This is a genomic window from Ensifer sp. LC11 (genome assembly GCF_001695835.1).
Taxonomy (GTDB): domain Bacteria; phylum Pseudomonadota; class Alphaproteobacteria; order Rhizobiales; family Rhizobiaceae; genus Ensifer.
In genome coordinates, this window is sequence record NZ_MBSO01000035.1 from 30,897 (window position 1) to 51,895 (window position 20,999).

17 protein-coding genes are annotated in these 20,999 nt (G+C 61.9%); 3 read left to right on the forward strand and 14 right to left on the reverse strand.

The genetic code is table 11. The features are described 5' to 3' along the window. Positions 1-159 precede the first annotated feature (159 nt). The 9 genes from BBX50_RS22665 to BBX50_RS22705 all read right to left on the reverse strand — a co-directional run bounded on the left by BBX50_RS22665 (position 160) and on the right by BBX50_RS22705 (position 9,403). Entirely contained in the window at positions 160-1,377 is a 1,218-nt protein-coding gene (locus tag BBX50_RS22665) for an extracellular solute-binding protein (protein WP_065777574.1), read from the reverse strand. Between the two features lie 36 nt (positions 1,378-1,413). Continuing rightward, complete coding sequence (locus BBX50_RS22670; protein ID WP_065777575.1) at positions 1,414-2,271, reverse strand: carbohydrate ABC transporter permease; 858 nt, start codon at positions 2,269-2,271, stop codon at positions 1,414-1,416. Next, complete coding sequence (locus BBX50_RS22675; RefSeq protein ID WP_065777576.1) at positions 2,268-3,152, reverse strand: sugar ABC transporter permease; 885 nt, start codon at positions 3,150-3,152, stop codon at positions 2,268-2,270. The genes BBX50_RS22670 and BBX50_RS22675 overlap by 4 nt, the downstream gene beginning before the upstream one ends. A 12-nt stretch (positions 3,153-3,164) precedes the next feature. Then, the gene (locus BBX50_RS22680) at positions 3,165-4,322 is read right to left on the reverse strand and encodes a Gfo/Idh/MocA family oxidoreductase (RefSeq protein WP_065777577.1); all 1,158 of its coding nucleotides are present in this window, start codon (positions 4,320-4,322) and stop codon (positions 3,165-3,167) included. Positions 4,323-4,564: 242 nt separating this feature from the next. Further along, entirely contained in the window at positions 4,565-5,377 is an 813-nt protein-coding gene (locus BBX50_RS22685; RefSeq protein WP_065777578.1) for a pirin family protein, read from the reverse strand. Positions 5,378-5,555: 178 nt separating this feature from the next. Continuing rightward, positions 5,556-6,296, reverse strand: a complete 741-nt coding sequence (locus tag BBX50_RS22690) for an ABC transporter permease (protein ID WP_065777579.1) — start codon at positions 6,294-6,296, stop codon at positions 5,556-5,558. After that, entirely contained in the window at positions 6,293-7,231 is a 939-nt protein-coding gene (locus BBX50_RS22695; RefSeq protein WP_065777580.1) for an ABC transporter ATP-binding protein, read from the reverse strand. The genes BBX50_RS22690 and BBX50_RS22695 overlap by 4 nt, the downstream gene beginning before the upstream one ends. Continuing rightward, the gene (locus BBX50_RS22700; RefSeq protein WP_083213774.1) at positions 7,228-8,463 is read right to left on the reverse strand and encodes an ABC transporter permease; all 1,236 of its coding nucleotides are present in this window, start codon (positions 8,461-8,463) and stop codon (positions 7,228-7,230) included. The genes BBX50_RS22695 and BBX50_RS22700 overlap by 4 nt, the downstream gene beginning before the upstream one ends. Before the next feature lie 28 nt (positions 8,464-8,491). Further along, the gene (locus BBX50_RS22705; RefSeq protein ID WP_065777582.1) at positions 8,492-9,403 is read right to left on the reverse strand and encodes an ABC transporter substrate-binding protein; all 912 of its coding nucleotides are present in this window, start codon (positions 9,401-9,403) and stop codon (positions 8,492-8,494) included. A gap of 335 nt (positions 9,404-9,738) precedes the next feature. On the opposite strand from BBX50_RS22705, the gene BBX50_RS22710 reads away from it, so the two are divergent. Then, the gene (locus tag BBX50_RS22710; protein ID WP_065777583.1) at positions 9,739-10,206 is read left to right on the forward strand and encodes a DUF4126 domain-containing protein; all 468 of its coding nucleotides are present in this window, start codon (positions 9,739-9,741) and stop codon (positions 10,204-10,206) included. Continuing rightward, entirely contained in the window at positions 10,203-11,579 is a 1,377-nt protein-coding gene (locus BBX50_RS22715) for an FAD-containing oxidoreductase (protein ID WP_065777584.1), read from the forward strand. Before BBX50_RS22710 ends, BBX50_RS22715 begins: the two co-directional genes overlap by 4 nt. 29 nt (positions 11,580-11,608) lie before the next feature. Here BBX50_RS22715 and BBX50_RS22720 read toward each other — a convergent pair whose 3' ends face one another. Next, a complete protein-coding gene (locus BBX50_RS22720; protein WP_065777585.1) occupies positions 11,609-14,059 on the reverse strand; it encodes an FAD-dependent oxidoreductase in 2,451 nt (816 codons plus the stop codon). Between the two features lie 85 nt (positions 14,060-14,144). After that, the gene (locus BBX50_RS22725) at positions 14,145-14,930 is read right to left on the reverse strand and encodes a DeoR/GlpR family DNA-binding transcription regulator (protein ID WP_065777586.1); all 786 of its coding nucleotides are present in this window, start codon (positions 14,928-14,930) and stop codon (positions 14,145-14,147) included. Between the two features lie 210 nt (positions 14,931-15,140). On the opposite strand from BBX50_RS22725, the gene BBX50_RS22730 reads away from it, so the two are divergent. Further along, positions 15,141-16,175: a GlxA family transcriptional regulator gene (locus BBX50_RS22730; protein ID WP_065777587.1), complete on the forward strand. Its 1,035-nt coding sequence runs from the start codon at positions 15,141-15,143 to the stop codon at positions 16,173-16,175. A gap of 73 nt (positions 16,176-16,248) precedes the next feature. Here the strand turns inward: BBX50_RS22730 and BBX50_RS22735 are convergent, their stop codons facing one another. The 3 genes from BBX50_RS22735 to BBX50_RS22745 form a co-directional block, all read right to left on the reverse strand. Further along, positions 16,249-18,258, reverse strand: a complete 2,010-nt coding sequence (locus tag BBX50_RS22735; RefSeq protein ID WP_065777594.1) for a putative 2-aminoethylphosphonate ABC transporter permease subunit — start codon at positions 18,256-18,258, stop codon at positions 16,249-16,251. 8 nt (positions 18,259-18,266) lie between these two features. Next, positions 18,267-19,442 carry a putative 2-aminoethylphosphonate ABC transporter ATP-binding protein gene (locus BBX50_RS22740; protein WP_065777588.1) on the reverse strand — a complete coding sequence of 392 codons (1,176 nt, stop codon included), beginning with the start codon at positions 19,440-19,442 and terminating at the stop codon, positions 18,267-18,269. A gap of 82 nt (positions 19,443-19,524) precedes the next feature. Continuing rightward, entirely contained in the window at positions 19,525-20,535 is a 1,011-nt protein-coding gene (locus BBX50_RS22745; protein WP_244513215.1) for a putative 2-aminoethylphosphonate ABC transporter substrate-binding protein, read from the reverse strand. Positions 20,536-20,999 lie beyond the last annotated feature (464 nt).

Genomic DNA, 20,999 nt, shown 5'->3' on the forward strand with positions numbered 1-20,999 from the left:
GCTCTTTCGTAGATCCCGATGATCTGGGCCTCTTCGACCCAAATCATAAACGCGATCGGTTCTAATCGTTAGGGCGGAATGCGGGCGGAGAACCGCACGCATCCCATTTGAGCAGAACAAGGTCAGGGCCGCGAACCCCGGAGCGCGCGGCCCAGTGGCCTACTTGTACTGTTCGAGGTCGGCCGCCGCCTTCTTCAGGGCGTCAGCGGGTTCGGCCTTGCCGGTCACGACCGCTTGGACCATTTCGATCATGGTGTTCTGCAGGCCCTTGTAGTCGGTGAAGAGCGGCTCCGGGCCACCGTTGGAAATACCGTCGATAAACGGCTTCCAATAGGGGTTGGCGGCGACCATGTCGTCGACGGCCTTACCCGGGCGCAGCGGCGTCAGGCCTTCCTGCGCTTCATAGACCGGCTGGTTCTCGGGGTTCGTCAGGTACTTGGCAAACTCGATCGCCTTTTCCTCGACGCCGGTGCCGCTGAAGACGGCAAGGCTGTCGGTGATCAGGAGCGTGCCTGGCCCCTTGGCGCTCGGACCGAGCGGCAGCGGAGCGACGCCCCAGTCGATCTTGGTTTCCTTCAGGCGGTTGACCGCGCCGACCGAGGCCTGGATCATGCCAAGCTTGCCGTCGAGGAAGATCGCACGCACTTCGTTCTGCTCGTAGGAGGTCGGGCCTTCTTCGGCGTAGGGAACGATGTCCTTCAGCGCCGTCAGCGCCTCCAGGTTCTGCTTGCTGTCGAGCGTGATCTTGCCGTCGGCATCGATGACAGAACCGTCATTGGTGTAAACCCAATGCAGGAACTGGTGCATGGTGTTGTCGAAGGTCTTGGCGACCACGCCGAAGCCGGCAATACCGGTCTTTTCCTTGATCGTCTTGGCGTATTCGAGTTCTTCCGCCCAGGTTGTCGGCGGCTTTTCCGGGTCGAGACCGGCCTGCTTGAACAGCGCCTTGTTCCAATAGAGGGCCTTGGTCGAGAAGGCGACCGGGATACCCCACTGCTTGCCGCTGGTCGTGACCGTATCCATGATATAGGGGTAGTAAGCCTTCTTTTCTTCGTCCGAGAAGGTGATCGGCACGATCAGTTCGTTATCGGCGAACTCCTTCAGCGTGCGCGAGCCGACATAGGCGAGCGCGACCGGCGTACCGGAAGCGGCAAGCGTCGTCACCTTGTCCTGGCACTGACCCCAGCCGACCACTTCCGAGGCGATCTTGTAGCCGGGATTGGCCTCTTCCCACTTCTTGATGAACTCGGCATGGGCGGGCTGCATCTTGTCGCCGCAGGCGATGAAGCTGATTTCCGTGTCGGCCGCCAGCGACGGCAGCGCCGTCGTGGCGAGCAGCGCCAAGGTTCCTGCAATCAATGAGGCATGCTTTTTCATGGTGGTTCCCCTTGCTTATGAAGCTCGTTGTTGCGGTTATTGTTTCACGGCGCCGGCGGTCAGGCCCGCGACGAGATAGCGTTGCATCAGGAAGATGAGGATGACGGCTGGCGCGATGCCGACGAAGCTTGCAGCCATCAGCTCATTCCAGATCACTTCCTGCCGGCCGAAATAGGCAAAGAGGCCGACCGGCAGAGGCATGTATTCGGTCTTCGAGTTGAAGGTCAGCGCGAAGATGAATTGCTGGGCATAGGACCCGATGAAGGTGGTGATCGCGACAACCGTAATGCCGGGCATGGCGATCGGCAGGATGACGCGACGAAGCGTATAGAAGTGACTGGCGCCATCGACGAAGGCGGCCTCGTCAAGTTCACGCGGAATGCGCATCATGTAGGTGCGCAACAGCCAGATCGCTGAAGGGATCAGGAAGGCGACGCCCGGAACGATCATGGCAAAATAGGTGTTGAGCACGCCGAGGCTGCGCATCAGCCGGAAGAGCGGGATGAGAAGCACCGCGCCCGAGAACATGTTGACCGCCAGGAACGCCGCCAGAAGTGCCCCACTGCCGCGGAACTTGAAGCGCGCGAAGGCGTAAGCCGCCGGCACCACCAGCACCAGGACGATCGCCGTCACGATCGACGAGATGAAGAACGAATTGAAGATGTAGCGGGCAAAACCCGGCACGCTCACCCACATGGACTTGTAGGCGGCGAAGGACCCGTTCTGCGGCCAGAATTTATAAGGCGAGGAAAACAGGAGGCCGAGCGGCTTCAGCGACACCAGGAACCCTTCAACGAAAGGCGCCAGGATAAACGCCAGGAAGACGAAGATCCCGCAATAGATCGCGACCAGCTCGTACCAGCGGTAGCGGTTGATCATGGCAGGCTGGCTCATCGGCTCTCTCCCGAGGCAAGGCGGCTGGTGACGCGGAAGTAGGCGAGGCAGAAGATCGACAGGAAGATGCAGATAAGCACAGCGCGCGCGGCCCCTTCCCCGTATTTCTTCGAGCCAATCGCGGTACGGTAAGTGTCGATGATCATCGTCGTCGTTTCACCGTTCGGCCCGCCCTGCGTCAGGATCCAGATGATGTCGAACGAGTTGAACGTGGCGATCAGCGACAGCATCGACATTGTGATCAGCGACGGCACCAGCAGTGGCAGGGTGATGCGACGGAAGCGATAGAAGCGCCCTGCTCCATCGGTCCACGCGGCCTCATAGAGATCCTGCGGGATCGCCTGCATCGCCGCCAGCATGTAGAGCGTCACGAGTGGCACGCCGATCCAGACGTCGGTGATGATCGTTGCCCAGAAAGCGGTCTCGCCGCGCGCAAGGAAGGCGACCGGTCCATCGACGATGCCCCAGTTCTGCAGCATCCCGGAAATCATACCGAACTGGCCATTGTACATCCAGCCCCACATGAAAATGCCGATTGCCATCGGCACGATCCATGGCGGCATGGTCAGCACGCGGAAGAGCGCACGCCCCGGCACCGCGGCGTTCAGCATCGTCGCGCCGAAGACGCCGATGATCATCTTGATCGACACCGAGAAGAAGGTCCAGACGAAGGTCCGGAAGATGACCTCGGCAAAGGTCTCGTTGAAGATCTTGTCGTAGTTGGCCCAGCCGACCCAGTTGGTCGTCTTCTTCAGCGATGCGTCGGTGAACGACAGGATGAAGGTATCGACCAGCGGATAGGCGACGATCACCGTGACGTAGAGCAGAGCCGGTAGAAGCAGGATCCAGGCGAAGATGACCGTGCTGCGTTGAACACTCATCCCGCTTCCCCCTCAAGCCGCGCGGGAATGCAGGGCTTCGTCGAAACGGTCCCAGATGGGCCGCAGATCAATCACGCTGCGCTTGCGGCGCGCCTCATCCATCGACAGCGCGAGGATGCCTGCCTCCAACGCATCAATGGTCGAAACCGGCAGCGGCCTGCCATCGCGCACGTGACCAATGATATCCGTCGCCATCTGCTCGTCGGCGCCGTAATGCTGCGACAGTTCGGTGGCCGCGTACTTGTTCTCGATGACCTTCTTGCCGGTCAGCATCTCGTGCACGTCGAAATAGCCGCGGATGAAGTCGCCCTCGGCCATGCCGCGCGATCCCATGATGCAGAAGCGGCGGAACTGGTCCGGCACGTTGAGATTGGTGTGGAAGTTCATGCCGACGCCGTTGGCGTATTCGACAATTGCCACCTGATAGTCGATGATGTCGCCGTCGCTGTCGAAGACCTTGTCCGACCCCATCCAGCCGCTGGGCTTGCGGTGGAAGAGATCGAGATCGTTGATGCCCTCGCGCGCCGGATCATTGGCCGGAATGAAGCTCTTGCGGCCACCGAAGCTCGCGACCCGTTCCGGCCGGGCGCCGACGACGCCATTATAGAGGTCGAGGTCGTGGCAGCACTTTTCCAGCATGAAGCTGCCGGAATAACGCTCGTAGCGACGCCAGTCGCGCATGAAAAAGGCGCCATGATAGGGCTCGATATGCTCGGCCGCCTCGATGGAGACCACTTGGCCCAGCTTGCCTTCGGCAAGGGCCGCGCGCAGGTCGCGATACATCGGCGCATAGCGCAACACGAGGCCGACCATCAGCCGCTCATGACCGAACTTCGCCATCAGGCCGGCGAGTTCCAGGCTCTCCTGGACCGTGGTGACGATCGGCTTTTCGCTGAAAACCTTAAGGCCAGCCTCGAGACCGATACGGATATGGTCGAGGTGCATGTGGTTCGGAGAGCCGATCATCAAGAGATCGAGCTTCTCGTTGGCGATCAGCTCTTCGGGCGTCGCGTAGACCTTGCCGGCCGAGATGCCTTTTTCGATGAGCGTCGGCAGTCCAGCCGGGTTCGGATCGACATAACCTGCGATCTCGAAGCTCTCGTCCATAGCCTTGAAGACGTAGCCGAGATACCCCAAACGGAATCCGAGTCCGATGATACCGACTTTCATGCTCGTGCTGTTCCCTTGCCATTTGGCGTAATTTATTTTCGCAGACTGGGACAGTTTTTTCAGGCCGTCAACTCAAATCCGCATATTTTGTAAAATTGTGAAATTCATTTTCATAATGGAAGGCAGATGCCGACAAAGCAGGCAATTCACGGACAACCAAGGAGAGTGCGGTAGTCGCAACTCTACGGCAGGAGGAAAGCGGTCCAGACCACTGCACGTTGCGTGAAGGGTTGCTGATCCAATCAGCCTCTTCCACGCAGACGATTGCTCCAGTGCAGCAACCGCAGCAATGGCCGCGCGAAGTAGGGAGACGGGATCTTCGGATGGTCCCCGACCGTCCCTTGCCGCGCCACCCGCGCGTGCGGGTCAATAAGAAACGCAACGATCAGCGCATTGCCGGCGGCACGAAGTGCCAAGGGTTCGTCCGACGAATATAGCCCCTGATCTCCCTCGGCGAACCGGACGCCGCCGGCCTCCACCGTGCCCGAAAAGACATAGAAGTAGAGATGCCTCGCCTCCGCCCGGGGAAACGTCGTGTCGACGTTGGCTTCAAGCCTGAGGTCGAAGACGTCGATGGTATTGCGCACGAAGAATGGCGCCGTTTCATCCTCCGGCCCGACCAGATGCCGCCAACGATTGACGGGCACCGCTGCGATCGGGCCGTGCTGGATGTTGGGCGGCAGGTCGGGGCTGTGCGGGCGCACGAGGATCTGGAGCATGCGTAGCGGTGGGTCGCTGGGCAAGGTCTCCTCCGAATGCCAAAAACTCTTTCCGGCATTCATCACCATCAAGTGGGCGCTGTCCGTGATCAGGGAGCCGGTCGCACGGTCATCGTGGCGCATGACCCCATCCGGCACCCAGGACAGGATTTCATCATTCCGGTGTTCGTGCATGGCAATCAGCCTGCCTGGGTCCAGCATCGACTCGACCACCATTGCCAGCGGCCCGTAACCATGGTCGCGTGGCCACGGCAACAGCCAGCCCGGCATATTGAGCCTGGCCTTGAACCCGCCCATATCCCTGACAATCGGACTCTTGGCGCCTCGGTAGAGCATCCGCCATAATAGCATGCGCCATCGCGGCACGATGAATGAATGACCCCGTCGTCGACGTGCCGTGTCTTTAAGCTGGCGGCTGAAGCAATTCCAAGGAAGGGCAAGACGGTTTTCCAACCGGAATTGCGCGATTTCAACGCGTTGGATCATTTCATCGTTTTGATGAAACAATGAGGATCTAGCGGCCCATCCGGGCGACGAGCTTTCTCTCGGCTGCCTGCAATCCATCGTGCAGCAGGACGGCGAGCGCCGCCACGATCAGGCCGCCCTGAACGACAAAGGCGAGATTGTTCGATTGCAGACCGGCGATAATGACTTCGCCAAGGGTCTTTGCCGCAACGGTCGATCCGATTGTCGCCGTTGCAAGGCTGATGACGATCGATAGCCTGATACCGGCAAGGATCACTGGCATGGCGAGCGGCAGTTCCACCTTGACGAGGCGCTGACCACCGGTCATGCCCGCGCCGCGCGCTGCCTCCATCACCGAGGGCGGCAATGTCGTCAGCCCGGTCAGGGCATTCTCGAAGATCGGCAACAAGCCATAGAGGAAGAGCGCGATCAGCGTCGGCTTTTCGCCGAAGCCGAAGATGGGGACGGCGAGAGCCAGCACCGCAACCGGTGGAAAGGTCTGGCCGATATTCACCAGGCTGCGCGAAAGCGGCAGAAACTCCGCACCCGAAGCGCGCGTCACGAGAATGGCAAGCGCGATCGCCACCACCGTCGCTGCGACCGTTGCCATTGCAACGGTGCGCAGATGCAGAAGCGTCAGCTGCAGCAGGCTGCCCTGATTGTAGATGACCGGCGCATTGTCCTGAACCAGCGGCCTCAGCAGCGGCTCGAACCATTGGGGTTGGAGCAGGAAGGCGATCAGCAACGCGAAAGCGGCAAGGCGCAGGAAGACAGGCAGCTTCGGCATCATGTTGGCCCGGCCGCCCGTCGCGCCAGCCCCTCAAGGCTGATCTTGCCGATGATTGCGCCATCGGGGCCTGCGACCGGCAAAGCGTTGCGACCGGACCAGAGAAGTTCGGCAAGCGCCTCTCTTTGCGTAAGGGCACTCGATATCGGCGCCCCCTCGGCCGCACCTGGCTCGACGGCACTTGCAACCGGGGCGATCGCCAGCAGACGGTAGGGCCGCTCGCCCACCCCGATCAGGCTTTCAACGAAGGAGGTCGCGGGCTTGAGCAGCATTTCCGAGGGCGTCGCATATTGCACCACTTTGCCCTTATCCATGACGGCAATGTGGTCGGCGAGCTGGAAGGCCTCCTCCATGTCGTGGGTGACGAGAATGATCGTCGTCTCGAAGTGTTTCTGGATTGCGAGCAGATCGTCCTGGGCTTTGGCGCGGATGATGGGATCAAGAGCGCCGAAAGGTTCGTCCATCAAGAGGACTTTCGGCTCGGCGGCGAGCGCGCGAGCGACGCCGACGCGCTGTTGCTGACCACCGGAAAGCTCGTGCGGAAAGCGTGGCCCGAAGGCCGCCGGGTCGAGCTGGAACAGGGTCAGCAGCTCCTCCACCTTGGCATCGATGCGTGAGCGCTCCCAACCGAGCAGCGTCGGCACGGTTGCAATGTTCTGCGCAACGGTTCGGTGCGGGAACAGACCGTGTCCTTGGATCGCGTAACCGATCCGCCGGCGCAGTTCGTAGCCCGGCAGCGAACGATTGTCTTCGCCGTCGAGGCGGATCGCTCCCGACGTCGGCTCCACCAGCCGGTTGACCATGCGCAAAAGCGTTGTCTTGCCCGAGCCAGAGGTGCCGACGATGACAGTGACGGTGCGCGGTGCGATTGTCAGACTGACATCGTCGACAACAGCGGTTTCGCCGTAGCGCTTGGTGATGTTCTCGATTTCGATCATCGGGCCTCTGCCTGCCTGTTGTTGGGTTTGGCCATTTCGATCACGGCATCGAGCACGATCGCCGCCGCGAAGGCGAGCACCACGGTCGGGACGGCGCCGAGCAAAACCAGATCCATGGCGGTCTGGCCAACGCCTTGAAAGACGAAGACGCCGAAGCCGCCGCCGCCGATGAGCGCCGCGATGGTGGCAAGGCCGATGTTCTGGACGAGCACAATGCGGATGCCGGTGAGGATCACCGGAAAGGCGAGCGGAAATTCGATGCCGACCAGCCGCTGCCAATCGGTCATGCCGATACCACGCGCAGCGTCATTCGCATCTCGCGGCACGCCAGCAAGGCCGACGACGGTGTTGGCGACCACAGGCAGCAGCGAATAGAGGAAGAGCGCGACGAAGGCCGGCGCCACGCCAATGCCACGGATGCCGATCGTCGCGGCGCCCGGGATATTGGCCGCGATCCATCCGAGCGGTGCAATGAGAATGCCGAAGAGTGCGATCGACGGGATCGTCTGGATGGCGTTCAAGACGCCCAGCAAGCCATCGCGCAATTGGGTGACGCGGTGGCAGAGAATGCCGAGCGGGATTCCGACGATCGTTGCCGCAACCAGCGAGCCGAGAGCCAGCGTCACATGCTTGCGGGCTTCCGCCCAGAAAGTGTCCACCCGGCTCGCATATTCCTTGAGGAGGGAGAGGCCGTCCCAGCTCCCGGAAAGCAACAAGATCCCGACAAAGGCGAGTACGGCGACAAGCACCGCGATCCGCACGAAAGGCGCCGGCCGCAATCGCGTCAGCGCATCGGCGGCCAGCAGCCCGAAGGCAAAAAGCATGACCCAGAAACCAGAGGCGGGCGAGATGCGGGCATAGCTGTTGCCTGCGGGCGTGAGGAAACCGGCCGCAACACCGATCGCGAACGCCAGCCCGGCCAGTGCGGCGAATGCAACGAGACGCAAAGGCACCGGGGATCGAAACGCGGCAACCGCCGCTGCGGCCAGAACGACAAGCAGCAGTCCGGTGCTCCAATTGAGCGGCAAGGCCTCGATGATCGTCTTTGCCTCACCGGCGACGATGCGATTGGCACGAAAAGTGGCGAAAGGCGCGATGAACGCGCCGCCCAGAGCCAAAGCCGCGATGATCGCTCCGAGCTTGTCAAAGCGGAGTGCTTTCAAACCAGATTCCCTCCCCGCCGTGTCGGCGCGCCGCCGGCACCTGCAGGCAGACCCCGGAACGCCGATCATCCGACCAGCGTCCCGGTTGTCCGTCAACTTATTTCAGAAAGCCGTTCTTCTTCAGGAAGTCCTCGGCAACGGCCTTGGCTGGCTCGCCGCCAACCTGCACACGACCGTTCAGATCCTGCAGCGTCACCAAATCGAGCTTTTCGAATACCGGCTTCAACAGTTCCTCGACCTGCGGATTTTCCTTCAGAACGGCCTCGCGGATGATCGGCGTCGGCTGGTAGACCGGCTGCACCGCCTTGTCATCTTCAAGTACCACAAGACCGGAAGGCGCGATGCCGCCATCAGTGCCGTAGACCATCGCCGCATTGGCGCCGTTCGTCTGGTTGGCAGCAGCGGCAATGGTCGCGGCCGTATCACCGCCGGATAACGTGATGAGCTGATCCTGCTTGAGCGTGAAACCGTAAGTGGTCTGGAAAGCAGGCAGCGCTGCGGCCGAGTTCACGAACTCGGAAGAGGCGGCGAGCACCACCTTGCCGCCGCCGGCAACATATTTGCCGAAGTCACTGAGCGTCTTCAGCTTGTTCTCATCGGCCACTTCCTTGCGCAGACCGATCGCCCAGGTATTGTTTGCCGGTGAAGGCGTCAGCCAGACGATCTTGTTGGCGTCGTAATCGAGCTTCTTGGCCGTCTCGTAGCCTTTGGCGGCGTCCTTCCACACCGGGTCGTCGGCCTTTTCGAAGAAGAAGGCGGCGTTGCCGGTATATTCAGGGTAGATGTCGATCTCGCCCGCGGCGATCGCCTTGCGCACGACCGGCGTCGCACCGAGCTGGACGCGATCTACAGTCTTGATGTTGTTGGCATTCAGTACCGCAAGAATGATGTTGCCAAGCACGCCGCCCTCGGTGTCGATCTTCGAGGAGACAACCACGTCGGCACTCGCCGCGGCTGCAGTCAAGGTAAAGGCAAAGGCGGTTCCGATAAGCAGTCTGGTCAGGCGCATGGGATTCTCCCTCGAATTTCGTTCCGCAAGTTTGATCACGGAAAGCCCGCTGCGTCGGGGCAAGCCATTCCATATATGTCAGCCCCCGGCAAAAAATAGGGTTGCGCGCGTAGAGCGCGACGAGCGAAAAATTCCAACATCTACTAACACCATTGAAAGCCTAGACTACTACGCCTGGCCGCATGCGATTGGACGTTGCAATCGGCGGCGTTGTCGGCCACTCTGATCCCGGCCCGCCAGAAACATCCGCTTTCACTCTTGGTTGCGATGCCGCTCGACCCGAACCGCCTGGGGGCTGGTGGCTTCGGTTCGCCCGGCGAACGTTCGGGGAATTCATGTCGATCTATCTTCTGGCGCTGCTCATCGGCGTGGTCGCCGGCCTTCGCACCATGACTGCACCCGCGGCCGTCAGCATAGCCGCCGCAGCCGGCTGGCTGCCGCTCGGCGGCACTTGGGCCGCGTTCATGGGCTTTCGCTATACACCCTATATTTTCGGCCTGCTGGCAGTTGTGGAGTTTGTCACCGATCAGCTGCCGAGCACGCCGAGCCGCAAGGTGCCTCAGCAGTTCGGCGCCCGCATCGTTAGCGGCGGTTTCTGCGGTGCAGTGCTCGGCACCGCCGGAGGTGCTATGCTGGCTGGACTGATCGCCGGCGTGATCGGTGCCGTCATCGGCACGCTCGGCGGCTATGAAGCCCGCAAGCGCCTCGTTGCAGCCATCGGCGGCAAAGATCTGCCGATCGCGCTTCTCGAGGATGCCGTTGCCGTTCTCCTCGCACTCTGGGTGGTGTCCTCGGTGTCATGACGAAACATTTCGATGCGATCATCATCGGGGCCGGCCAGGCCGGCCCTTCGCTTGCCGGCCGGCTCACGGCTGCCGGCAGGACCGTCGCCTTCGTCGAGCGCAAGCACTTCGGCGGCACCTGCGTCAATACCGGCTGCATGCCGACCAAGGCGATGGTCGCGAGCGCCTACGCCGCACATCTGGCGCGCCGCGGCGCGGACTTCGGCGTTACCACCGGCCCCGTCACCATCGACTTTGTCCGCGTCATGGCGCGCAAGGACACGGTGCGCTTCAACTCGCGAAAGGGCGTGGAAGGCTGGCTGAAGGGCATGCCGAACATCACGGTGTTCGAAGGCCATGCACGCTTTGAAAGCCCGCACGAGGTCCGCGTTGGCGACGAGTTGCTGTCAGCCGACCAGATTTTCCTGAATGTCGGCGGGCGCGCCGCGACGCCTGATTTTCCCGGCGTCGCGGACGTGCCCTATCTCACCAATGTCTCGATCATGGATCTCGACACCCTGCCTCGCCATCTGATCGTTGTGGGTGGCAGCTATATCGGACTTGAATTCGCGCAGATGTTTCGGCGCTTCGGCTCTGAGGTGACGGTGATTGAGAAGGGCCCGCGCCTCATCGGCCGCGAGGATGCGGACGTGTCCGATGCCATTCTCGCGATCCTGGAAAAAGAAGGCATAAAGTTCCGGCTCAATGCCGAATGCATCCGCTTTGCCAAGCGTGGCGACGATGTCGTCGCCGGTGTCGACTGCACGGCGGGCGCGCCCGAAATCGTCGGCTCGCACCTGCTGCTGGCGACCGGCCGGCGACCGAACACCGACGACCTCGATCTGGAACGGTCCGGCGTCAGGACCGATGCCCGCGGCTATGTCGAGGTCGACGAGACGCTTAGAACCAACGTATCGCACATTTTCGCGATGGGCGATTGCAACGGCCGCGGCGCCTTCACCCATACCGCTTACAACGACTTCGAGATCGTCGCGGCCAACCTCATCGATGGCGAGGCCCGGAAGGTCAGCGACCGCATTCCGACCTATGCTCTCTTCATCGATCCGCCGCTTGGCCGCGCCGGCATGACGGAAACCGAAGCACGCAAATCAGGGCGCAAGCTGCTGGTCGGCACCCGGCCGATGACCCGCGTCGGCCGCGCCGTCGAAAAGGGCGAAACCGAGGGTTTTATGAAGGTGATCGTCGATGCCGACAGCAAGGAAATTCTCGGCGCCTCGATCCTCGGAACCGGAGGCGACGAGGCCGTGCAGAGCATCCTCGATGTCATGTATGCCGGGAAACCCTACACGACGATCACCCACGCGGTGCATATCCATCCGACCATATCGGAGCTGATCCCGACCGTCTTCGGCGATCTGCACCCGGCCACCTGAGCGGCCGGGTGCTTCGGCGCCGCCTCGCTCTATGCCTTGACGCGAACAGCCTTGGGGTCGTAGGCGGCCGTAAAGTGAGCGGAGACAGCAAAACGGACGCCGGCGAGTTCGACCTCGAAGCTGCCGGACTCCACGAAGGCCTTGTCCACACCAGCCGGATGTTCGATGAGTGCGAGCGCAACCGAGCGGCCAAGTGTGTGACCGTAGGCGGCCGAGCGTACCTCGCCAACGGGTTTCCCATCACGAAGGATCAACTCGCCACCCCAGAGCATGGGCAAGGGATCGTCCACGGTGAACTGAAGGATGCGGCGAGCGGGTGCGCCCTTCGCCTTTGCGGCAAGATAGGCTTCGCGGCCGATGAAGCCACCGACCTTGTCGGCAGCCACTGCAAAGCCGAGACCCGCTTCGTAAGGATTGATGTCTGGCGTCAATTCGCGGCTCCAGGCGCGATAGCCTTTTTCCAGCCTGAGCGCCTCCAACGCGTAATAACCGCAATCTCGCAACCCGAAATCGCGCCCTGCCTCGTGCAACGCCTCATAGACGCCGACAGCGAACTCCGCCGGCACGATCAGTTCCCAGCCGAGTTCGCCGACATAGGTCATGCGGTTTGCGTAGACCGTGGCATAGCCGACATCGATTTCGCGGATCGTCGCGAAGGGAAAGCCCTCATTCGAGATATCCGACGAAGTCAGACGAGAGAGAACATCGCGCGACCTCGGCCCCATCAGAGCCAGAACCGAGTAAGCGGAGGTGACGTCGGTGAGTGTCACGTGGGCGTCTGAGGCAATGTTCTTGCGAATCCAGTCCGCGTCATGCACCGCCTGCGCCGATCCGGTGATCAGCAGGAAGCGGTCAGCCGCAAGACGCATCACGGTCAGGTCGCTCTCATAACCGCCGCGTTCGTTCAGAAGGCCGGTGTAGACGGAGCGGCCGATCTCCACGTCGATCTCGGCGGCGCAGATGCGATTAAGCGCTGCCGCGGCGTCCCGCCCCTGGACGAGCAGCTTGGCGAAGGAGGTCTGGTCGAAGATGCCGGCTGCCTCGCGCGTCGCCTTCATTTCGCGCCTTACCGCTTCGTGCCAGTTCTGCCGGCCGAAGGCATATTCCGTCACGGGTTCTTCGCCCTCGGTGGCAAACCAGTTGGCACGCTCCCACCCCATCTTCGAGCCGAAGCAGGCGCGCTTGGCGGCGAGGCGGTCGTAGAGCGGCGAACGGCGGAATGGCCGCGCCGTGTCCAGCTCCCGGTTCGGCCAGGGCATGGCATAATGCAGGCCCAGTGTTTCCTTGACGCGATCATGCAGCCAGCGCGGATTGTTGTTGAATCCGGCGAAGCGACGGATATCGACCGGCCAGAGATCCATCGTCGGCGCGCGGTTGACGATCCATTCGGCCAGTGCCCGCCCTGCCCCGCCGGCACTGGCGATCCCCATGGAGTTGAAGCCCGCGCCGACAAAGAAGTTCTTCAACTCCGGCGCCTCACCAAGAATGAAATTGTTGTCCGGGGTAAAACTCTCCGGTCCGTTATAAAACTTCTTCACCTCTGATGTCGCGAGCTGCGGCACACGTTGCAGCGCGTTGTGCATCAGGATCTCAAACTGGTCCCAATCATCCGGCAACAGGGCGAACTCGAAATCGTCAGGGATACCCGCCATGCCCCAGGGCTTGGCCTCCGGCTCGAAGCCGCCCATGACGAGGCCGCCGACCTCCTCCTTGAAATAGATGTAACCGTCGGGATCGCGCATCACGGGCAGGTCGGGATGCACGCCCTCGATCCGGCCCGTAACGATATACATGTGCTCGGCCGAGTGCAGCGGCACCGTGACGCCGCACATCTGGCCGACCTTGCGCGCCCATTGTCCGGCACAGTTGACGACGATCTCGGCGGCAATGGCCCCGCGATCGGTTTCAACTCCGGTGACGGCACCGTTCTTGGTCGAAATGCCCGTGACCCGCACGCGCTCGATGACACGGGCGCCGCGGCTGCGCGCGCCCTTGGCAAGCGATTGCGTAAGGTCGGTCGGATTGGCCTTGCCATCACCCGGCAGCCAGACGGCGCCGACGAGATCGTCGATGGCCATTACCGGCCAGAGATCCTGCGCTTGCCTCGGCGAGATGACTTCGATCTCGACCCCTTGCGCGCGGGCGGAAGCCGCGGTGCGTTTCAGCACGGTCATCCGGTCTTCCGTGCGTGCAACCGAAAGCGAGCCGCAATTCTTCCAGCCCGTGGCAAGGCCTGTCTCGGACTCCAGCTCGCTATAGAGCTTGGTCGAGTACTTGATGAGACCAGTCATATTGGCGTGGCTGCGCAACTGGCCGACCAGACCGGCCGCGTGCCAGGTGGTGCCGCCGCTCAGTTGCCCCTGCTCCAGCAGGACGACGTCGTTCCAGCCGAGCCTCGTCAGATGATAGGCGACCGAGCAACCGATGATGCCGCCACCGACGATGACGACCTGTGCCTGTGTTGGAAATTCCTGCGCCATGAAACGACCTCCCGAAACCATGGAAGGTCGTACGGTAACAAAACACAGACAAAGAACAAGACAAAAAGTTACAAAATATTACATTTCATTGTTCGGCGACGATCAAGGTCGGACCTTTGCGCTCGAGCGCCTCGCAGATCGCCTCCGGCGGACGCCGATCGACGATCACGCCGGCTGCGACTTCGAACCGCGGTATACGCAGCGGCGTCAACCGACCGAACTTGGAGCTGTCGAGCACGAAATAGGCCTTGGCTGCCGTCGCCACCATGCGGGAGCGCTGCTCGGCGCCGCTGCGGGTAAAGTCGGTCACCTCACCGTCCGGCGAGAGCCCGCCGCCGCCAAGAAACGCGACATCGACGCGGAAGTGACCAATCGCCTCAAGCGCATCGATGCCGACGGCGGCCTCCTCATCGGGATCGATCTCGCCGCCGAGCATGTGCACCCGCACCGCCGGCTGCCGACACATCAACAGAGCGATCGATAGCGAAGTCGTACAAATCGTTAGGTTTTTTCTTTCGATCAATGCATGGGCCACGGCCAGCGTCGTCGTGCCGGAATCAAGGAAAATCACCATGCCGTCGCGCACCAGGCCGGCCGCGGTCCGGCCGATCGTCGCCTTCGCCCCGGCATTTTCCTCGCGGCGCTCGACAAACGCCGCTTCGGTCGGCTCGAACAGAGTGGCGCCGCCATGCACAAGATCAAGCTGGCCGCGATCGGCAAGCAGCTTCAGATCGCGCCTTATTGTCTGGCGCGAAACATCGAAGAAGTCCGAGAGCTCAGTGATACTCACGGTACCATCCGCAGCAAGACGTCTGAGGATTTCGCCGTGGCGGCGGGGGGCAAGAGCGCGGGCGCTTTGAGAGTCTGACATGTGACTATCTGTGTCCATTTTTGTCTCGTTGACAAGCCGAGCGTCAAATTCACCGATCGGGAAGCAGGATACGTACCGCTCGATTACGGAATCGCTCGCACTTCGCGCATCTTTTTCTGAAATGCGCTTGGCAATGTCCCGTTATGTTGCATAATGTAACTAATTCTTCCATCCACATATGGACGTTTCTTTCGCGACCAGGGGGACACGATGCAGGCATGCGCACGCAGCCACCATTTCACCTTCTATCTGCTCGACGGCTTCGCCTTGCATGGCTTTTCCGCGGCGCTCGAAGCGCTGCGCCTCGCCAATGACGTGGCCGGTCGCCCGGTTTACGGTTGGCACTTTGTAACGGCGGATGGCTTACCCGCCGTCTCATCCTGCGGCACCCGTATCGCCGCGGCCGGCCGCCTCTCAGATGAACGTGGCCGGTTCCATCGAAGCGGAGAGCCGGGGTTCGCCGTCGTCTGTGGCAGCCGCACGAAGCCGCCCGCCGACAGGGCTCTGGAGGCCTGGCTTCGGTCAATCGCTCGCAGCAACGCGCGCCTCGCCGGACTTGCCGGCGGCGTCTACTGCCTGGCGCGCGCGGGGCTGCTCGACGAGCGTCGCTGCGCCATTCACTGGGAACATTTTCCGGACTTCTCCGAACGCTTCTTCATTGCCGGCGCGCGCCAGACCGCCTTCGAGGTCGACGGCGGCATCTACACCTGCGCCGGCGGCAATGCACCTTTCGACATGTTCCTGCGCATCATCGAAGCGGACCTCGGTCGGGACGTGACCAACCGCATCTGCGAGGCGGCGCTCTGTGAGCGGCTTCGCGAGACGGGCGAGCGCCAGCGCCTTCCGCTGCAGGCACGCCTTGGCATCGACAACCCGTTGCTGATCCGGATCATCGAGCGGATGGAGGCAAACCTTGCCGAGCCGGTGAAGCTTGCCGACATGTCGCCGGCGACCGGCCTTTCGCGGCGCCAGATGGAGCGCCTGTTTCGGAAGGAAATGGGCCGCACACCGGCGCGCTACTATCTCGACCTGCGGCTGGAGCGCGCCCATCTTCTGCTGCTCACCTCATCCCTTCCCGTCATCGAGATTGCGGTGGCCTGCGGCTTCTCCACCGCCTCGCACTTTTCCCGCACCTACCGCGAGCGCTATGGACTTACGCCGCAGCGCACGCGTCTGGCCGAGATGGAACGCCTTCGCGCCGGAAGCGACCGTAAAGCGGCGATGGCAGAGCTTCGCGTGGCTTAGATTGACGCCGTAAAGGCGGCGCCTCCCTTCGGCAGCGAAGGGAGGCGCAACGAAGTGCCTGGTCGGAAACGGGCTAGCGCCACGCCTGGGTGCGAGCGAGCAGCCCACGCGCGATCAGCGCATGAACAAGCTTGGCCGCGACATTGGTGTAGAAGATCATCATGCCCATGGCCGCGGCCGGCGCGATGTCGCCCGCATCATCCATGTTGAGCACCGCGACCGAGGCGAGCTTGGTGTCCGTCGCATAGAGGAACACCACGGCCGAGACCGTCGTCATCGCGTTGACGAAGAGATAGATCGCGATGTTGAGGATCGCCGGCAGACAGACCGGTACCGTGACCCGAAAGAACAGCCGGTGGAAGGGCTGCTTGAGCGAGGCAGCGACGGATTCGAACTCTGGGTCCATCTGCTTCAGCGCCGTCAGTGCCGTCAGGTGCGCGACGGTGTAGAAATGCGTCACCGTCGAGACGACGAGGATCGTCATCGTCCCGTAGATCGGGTGCAGCGGGTTGGCCGGGTTGTTGAAGAAGAAGATATAGGCAAGGCCGAGCACCATGCCTGGCACCGCCATCGGCATCATCGCGAGAAAATGAAAGACGCCGCGACCGAAGCGGAACCCGTCGGCCTTTTCGACCATGTAGGCGCCGGCGAAGACGACGACCGATCCGAAGAGTGCCGTCAGCAGCGCGAGCCGGATCGAGTTGCCATAGGCCGCCCAGCCACCGCCGTCCATCAGGTCGAAGGCGAAGTTCTTGGTCGTCAACGTCAGGTCATAGGGCCAGAACTTAACGATCGCCGCGATCTGGCACATGGCAATCATGCCGAGGATGAAGAGACTGACGAGACAGGCGAAGGCGAAGCACAGCCCGTCCATGCGCGCGTTGGGCTTCGGCGCATAGGGCACGGCGCGCGCGGAGAGCAGCGCCACCTGCCGCTTCTGCATGCGCCGGTCGACGGCAAAGGCAAGCACGGCCGGCACCAGCAGGATCACGGAGACGACCGCGCCCATCTCGAAGTTCTGCTGGCCGATCACCTGCTTGTAGATATCGACCGCCAGCATGCCGTACTGTCCGCCGATCACCTTGGGCAAGCCGAAATCGGTGATAACAAGCGTGAAGACGACGAAGGCCGCCGAGACGATGCCAAAGCGCGCGCCCGGGACCGTGACGGTCGTGAAGGTGCGCCACTTGCTGGCCTTAAGAGAAGCGGCCGCCTCGTAATGCCTGGCATCTGCAATGGAGAGCGCCGTCAGGATGATCAGAAAGGCGTGCGGCAGGGTGAAAAAGACCGAGCCGATGACGATGCCGATCGGACCGTAAATCGAGTAGCCCAGCAGCCAATCCCTGAATACCCCTTGATTGCCGAAGAGATAGACGAGCGCAATGCCGGGCAGTAGCGACGGCACAAGGATCGGGATCGTCAGGATACCGCGGAACAGACCCTTGAGTGGCATGCAGCTTCGCGTCAGCCCGTAGGCGAGTGCGAAGGCGATCGAGATCGTGAACACGGTGCTGACAATCGCCATCAGCACCGAATTGTAGATCGACTGCGCAAGCGCCGGCGTCGAGAAATACGTGGTGAAATTCTCAAAGCCGAGGCTGCGTGCCGGGCGCAGCACCACGCGCCGAAACGTACCGGAATCGTATTCGCGCCACTCCGTCCCCTTTTCCAGGGTAGAGCCGACGAGGAAGGCGACATCATCCGTGGTGCCGCGAACGCGGTAGTGAACGGGGCTGCGGAACTTGAAGTCCGGAAAGAACTTCGTCGCCGCAAGCCGTCCGTCGGAACTGCTGGAAAGCTCGTTGTCTGTCACCGCCCCGAGCTCCCGGTTCAGGTCCGCGGCACTGACGACCGATCCCCAATTCGCGCCCGTCTCGTCGCTCACCTGAAACTCGAAGGCAGCGAGGTCGAACCGGTAAGTCGAAAGCGACTTCGACAGCATGACTGAGAGCGGCGCGCCGAGCGCGACGATCAGGTAAAGCCCGATGACCGCCATGAAGCCCAGCTTGATGCGGTCGTCCCGCGAGGCCTCCTGGCGCAAGCGCTTGCGGATCATGGGAAGATGGGGTGCTTCGAGGACCATGTTCATCGTTACGCACCCCTTGGATAGAGCAGCAGGCGCTCCCGCGGTATTTCCACCTGGATGGCGCCGCCCGTTTCGATCCTGAGACGCCGGACTGCATTGACCGAGAAATCGGCAACGAGCGTGCGCTCGCCAAGGCGTGGCGCCGTCAGGCGCGTCCGCCAGAACATGCCAAGGAACTCCATTTCCCGCACTTCGGCGTCGATCAGGTTCTGCGGCGTTGCCGGCCGGTCGATGGCGTTGGCGGCATGGGCATCGGCACCGTGCGGGATGATATCAACCGGACGGACGACGGCCGTTGCTGCATGGCCGGCCGAAAACTCCTCCGTCGAGCAACAGAAAGCCGAATGGCCGATCTCGACCTCGCCATCCCCAAGAACGTGTGCCGGAAACTGGTTGGTCTCGCCGATGAAGTCGGCGACGAACAACGTTTCGGGATGGCGGTAGATTTCTGTCGGCGAGCCGACCTGCTCGATGACGCCGTGGTTCATGACGACGATCCGGTCGGCCATGGCAAGCGCCTCCTCCTGGTCGTGCGTGACCATGATGGTGGTGACGCCGAGCTTGCGTTGCAGCGCCTTGATCTCATGGCGAAGATGCACGCGGACCTTGGCGTCGAGCGCCGAAAGCGGCTCGTCGAGCAGCAGCAGCCCCGGAGAGATGGCGATGGCGCGGGCAAGCGCGATGCGCTGCTGCTGGCCGCCGGAGAGCTGGGCCGGATACTTCTTGCCGTGCGCCGACAGGCCGACCGTTTCCAGCAGCTCGGCGACACGGGAGGCCACCCCCGCCTTCGAGCGGCCGGTGTTTTCCAGGCCGAAAGCAATGTTCTGCTCGATTGTGAGATTGGGAAAGAGCGCATAGGACTGGAAGACGATGCCGTAGTCGCGACTGGAGGCCGGCAGTGTCGAGATGTTGCGACCGTCCTGCAGGATGGTCCCCTGCGTCTGCAGGTCGAGACCGGCGATTGCCCTCAGTAACGTTGTCTTGCCGCAGCCGGATGGGCCGAGGAAACAGACAAACTCGCCTCTGGCAATGCTGAGCGAGATGTCGCGCAGCGCGACGAAATCGCCATAGGTCTTCCACAAATGCGAGATCTGCAGATAGGGAGCCGGTTCCGCCGCCGCGTCATCGGCGAAGTGCTGACGGCTGGTAGGCGTCGGTTCGATCGACAGGGCATGCCTCATCTGCAAGCTCCGCTGGCTTGAGGGATTTTGGGAGAAATGCGAACGGGCGCAGCGCGATGGCGCTACGCCCGGCCGATCAGGCTCAGCTCTTCGGTTCAGACTTGGCGTCGTAGCGCTTCTGCCATTCCTTCAGGATCTCCGCGCGATTGTTGGCGGCCCATTCGAAGTCGTTGACGATCATCCGGGAAGCGATGTCGTCGGGCAGGTGCTCGACCTGCTTGGCGACGCCTGGATAGGCAACCACGGCATAGCCGGCATTGTACATCTCGTTGGCTTCCTTGGTGACCGACCAGTCGACCAGCGTCTTTGCGGCGTCGAGATTTGCCGTGCCGGCGATGATCGCGGTTGCCTCCGCCTCCCAGCCCGAACCCTCCGCGGGGAAGATGATGTCGATCGGTGCGCCGGCGCTCTTGGCCTTTGCGCCCGGGAACTCGAACGACACGCCGATCACCGCCTCGCCGGCGCCTGCCATCTTGCACGGCTTGGAGCCGGAATGGGTGTAGGCAGAGATGTTCTGGTGGAGCTTGTCCATGAAGTCCCAGGCTTTCTCCTCGCCCCACATCTGCATCCAGCCCGAGACGTCGAGGAAACCGGTACCCGAGGATGCCGGGTTCGGCATCACCACATGGCCCTTGTATTCGGGCTTGGTCAGGTCTTTCCAACTCGTCGGCGGCTTGAGGCCGAGCTTCTCACCCTCGACCGTGTTGTAACAAAGCGCTGCGACGTAAGCGTCCATACCGACCCAGCTCGGCGGTGTGTCCTTGTCGACGAATTTCGGGTCGAGCGCCTCGACACCCTTTGGCTGGTAAGGCTCCAGCATGCCTTCGGTCTTGAGCAGAAGCAGCGAGGTTGCAGCGAGCCCCCAGACGACGTCGGCCTGCGGATTGTCCTTCTCGGCAAGCAGCTTGGCGGTCATGACGCCGGTGGAATCGCGCACCCAGTTGATCTTGATGTCCGGATGGGCCTTCTCGAAGGTCGCCTTGTAGCGGTCGAGGTCGACCGCTTCGACGGCCGTGTAGACCGTCAGTTGGGTTTCAGCCGAAGCGATGGCAGGAAGCACAGCGGAAACGGTGCCGGCAAGCATAAAGAGCATGCGTCTGTTCATGATTGAAGTTCTCCTCTGAGGTCCTGGTAAAACCGGGGAAGCGCGGCGGGCAATCTTGTCGTTGCCCTGATGTGATCGGCTTCGGGAAACATTCTGCGCAGCGGTTTCCTGTAAGTAAAATTTATTATTCTTATCGTTCAGAAGATAAAAACTATGGGTCAATTGGCGCAGAACGAGGCACGACAACCGGAAAGCGATCAAGTCTTCGGCAGTTTTCGATACAACTTCGAACAATCTGCCAAATGATTTGGCAGATCTACGATTGTGCGGGCATACCGGTTGCTCCGGCACCCGGCGGTCTAACAAAGTCATGACCTCCACCAGAGGTGGAGGTTCAGACCGCTGACAAACCCGTCGATTTTTCGGCGGGTTTTGTTTTGTGGATTTGGTGCTGACGTTGGGGCGGGTTTCCGGGTGGCAAAAGTGGCGGCCTGCGCTCACGCCGGTCTCGG